At 52.1% G+C, this 2,032-nt stretch carries 5 protein-coding genes and 1 pseudogene; 1 reads left to right on the top strand and 5 read right to left on the bottom strand.

Features of this window, described 5'->3' with window-relative positions; translation table 11 throughout:
* From V6D20_18200 to V6D20_18180, 5 genes are all read right to left on the bottom strand, one after another.
* The coding region (locus V6D20_18200) for a hypothetical protein (GenBank protein HEY9817714.1) at positions 1-242 on the bottom strand (242 nt) is incomplete at its 3' end.
* A gap of 156 nt (positions 243-398) precedes the next feature.
* On the bottom strand, positions 399-587 hold the full coding sequence (locus V6D20_18195) for a hypothetical protein (GenBank protein ID HEY9817713.1): 189 nt from the start codon (positions 585-587) through the stop codon (positions 399-401).
* A gap of 71 nt (positions 588-658) precedes the next feature.
* Positions 659-838 (bottom strand): hypothetical protein, encoded by a 180-nt coding sequence (locus V6D20_18190; GenBank protein ID HEY9817712.1) that lies wholly within the window; start codon positions 836-838, stop codon positions 659-661.
* Between the two features lie 47 nt (positions 839-885).
* On the bottom strand, positions 886-1,197 hold the full coding sequence (locus V6D20_18185) for a hypothetical protein (protein HEY9817711.1): 312 nt from the start codon (positions 1,195-1,197) through the stop codon (positions 886-888).
* A 98-nt stretch (positions 1,198-1,295) separates the two neighbouring features.
* Positions 1,296-1,565 carry a hypothetical protein gene (locus tag V6D20_18180; GenBank protein HEY9817710.1) on the bottom strand — a complete coding sequence of 90 codons (270 nt, stop codon included), beginning with the start codon at positions 1,563-1,565 and terminating at the stop codon, positions 1,296-1,298.
* A 244-nt stretch (positions 1,566-1,809) separates the two neighbouring features.
* On the opposite strand from V6D20_18180, the pseudogene V6D20_18175 reads away from it, so the two are divergent.
* A pseudogene (locus V6D20_18175) lies at positions 1,810-1,965 on the top strand (IS1 family transposase).
* Positions 1,966-2,032: the final 67 nt, after the last annotated feature.

Below are 2,032 nucleotides of genomic sequence, written 5' to 3'. Positions count from 1 at the left end.
TTGTCGCCCCGCTGGTTAGCCCGATAACTGGCAATGGTTCCCCAAATCAAAATGATCCAGGGCACAGCCAGAAGCAGGCCATATCCGCTTGACAGTGCTCGAAGCGCCACTAAAGCGCTCTCTTCACCAAAAATGCCACTGAGTGCAAACAAAACCCAAAGAAAATTGAGTTTTTCGCGTTCGCTGAGGGTGTTGTCTCGTAGGGCGATCGCAACTCGTCGAGGACGTTGAAAAATGCTCAAAACTGAACTCCGATAACTCTAAACGGGTGCTGCAAAACTGCTATCACGGGTGCTGATGGATTGGGTTTGTGACCACTGTACAACAGGTTGCACCCACGCTTCGAGTGGTTTGAATAAGATGGCGTGGCCGGTGCCGATAGTGAGTTCAATTTCGGCTTAATGGTTAAGTCCAGTAGCCTTGGCAAACAGGCTGTCGCAAGTTTGGCTAATCTCATCATTCACGTCACAAATCGAGAGGACACGGCCATATAAATCAATGGCGAAATGGTCTTCCACCCAGTCACTGCCGTTGCTGATCAGAACAAAGTTGACATCGCGATCGCGCAACTGGGTAGACGTCAACATCCCAATAGCGGCTCCCTTAGCGGCCCCTACGACGGTGATTTGCTTAAGGGGAACGCCTGGGCAATCAAGGCTTAAATTTGCCCCGCGGTGATCGTAGCATAGTCATCAACATCGGTATTGAGCGATCTTGCCTCACTGATAACCGTAAAACCCCGCTGCTCAAACGTGGTGAGAATCTGTTCGTATTCGTAGGTGCCATAGGCCGGGTGAGTCGGACGGATGACTTCGTCTTCGATGATTTTACCGTGCAAGTAAAATAGGTATTTGGCATTTGCTGCCGGATTTGGAGGAACCTCGCTTAGGATAGCCCCTTCTGGGCGGGAAACAGGGGCATCACCGGGTTGAAATCCGACTTCCACCAGCGGCACGCCGACAAAGCCGGCTTCATCCCGAAACTGGCTTTGGGCGGTGCCGAGAGACTGCTGCCGAGATGTTGTCCCGCTTCCACTTGCCATGACTGCAGCGTTAGCGCATTATCTGGCAGGGTCTGGACGATCGCGGCAAGCTGAGTGCCCCCATGACTGATGGCGATCGCCTCAAAGTGGGTAGTGCCATCAGCGGCGATTTCGGTGATCAACTCCCCTGTTTGCCCTTGCCAAATCTGGATCATGTCTTCTCCTAAAGGGTTCCAGGCTTACCCGATTGGGTGAGCCTAGTTGCAGGATGCCGAGATTTCAATACTGCTGAACGGAAGGATATCGGTTCTATTTACTGGTTTGGCCAGTTAATCGATTGCCGGACTGCTAGTCTCTTTGCGCCTGGTACGACTGTTTTGTGGCGTTCGCCCGCTGTCAGTACAAAGGTGATGGGTAAGCCATTGCCATCACAACGCAAATGAATCTTGGGACTAAATCCTTCCTGGGAGCGACCTAAGACCTCTCGTGCCTGCACCTGTTGAAGCTCAGAGCGCTCAAGGTCTGGCTTTAGTTCCCCCTTTTGCCCCTGCCGCATGTTGATGAGCACGGATGATACTTCCATCGACGAAATGGATCTCCCAATTAATCTGACCTTTGGCATCTGCCTCTTCCTGGAGTGTCGCAAACACCTGCTGCCACAGCCCTGTTTTGCACCAATGGTAAAACCGTCCTGAAACCGTTGACCATGATCCATAGCGTTCCGGCAAGTTTCGCCATAGGGCACCCGTTCGCAGAATCCACAGGATGTCGTTGACGATAGAGCGATGGGTGTTGCATAATTAGAAGATGAACAGGAGGAATCTGCCATGCAATGTCCAGAGTGCGGGGCTACTCATATCCGTAAAAACGGCAAGAGAAGTGGTAAGCAAAATCACATCTGCGTTGCCTGCGGTCGTCAGTTCATTGATACGTATGAATCTCACCGAGGCTACTCCGATGAGGTGAGGCGCGAGTGTCTCAAGGGGCTACAGCAGACCGTGATGAGATGGAGGTAAAGGTGAAGATGATGGGGGCTATCGCCCCTGCTTA

The sequence above is a fragment of the Candidatus Obscuribacterales bacterium genome (assembly GCA_036703605.1).
In the GTDB taxonomy this organism is placed as follows: domain Bacteria; phylum Cyanobacteriota; class Cyanobacteriia; order RECH01; family RECH01; genus RECH01.
This window is presented reverse-complemented; position numbering and strand designations above follow the sequence as displayed.

What these genes read in the sequence shown, in the direction of transcription:
- V6D20_18180 (HEY9817710.1), bottom strand. Translation starts at nt 1,565, where the DNA reads ATGGAAGTATCATCCGTGCTCATCAACATGCGGCAGGGGCAAAAGGGG.
- V6D20_18185 (HEY9817711.1), bottom strand. Translation starts at nt 1,197, where the DNA reads ATGATCCAGATTTGGCAAGGGCAAACAGGGGAGTTGATCACCGAAATC.
- V6D20_18195 (HEY9817713.1), bottom strand. Translation starts at nt 587, where the DNA reads ATGTTGACGTCTACCCAGTTGCGCGATCGCGATGTCAACTTTGTTCTG.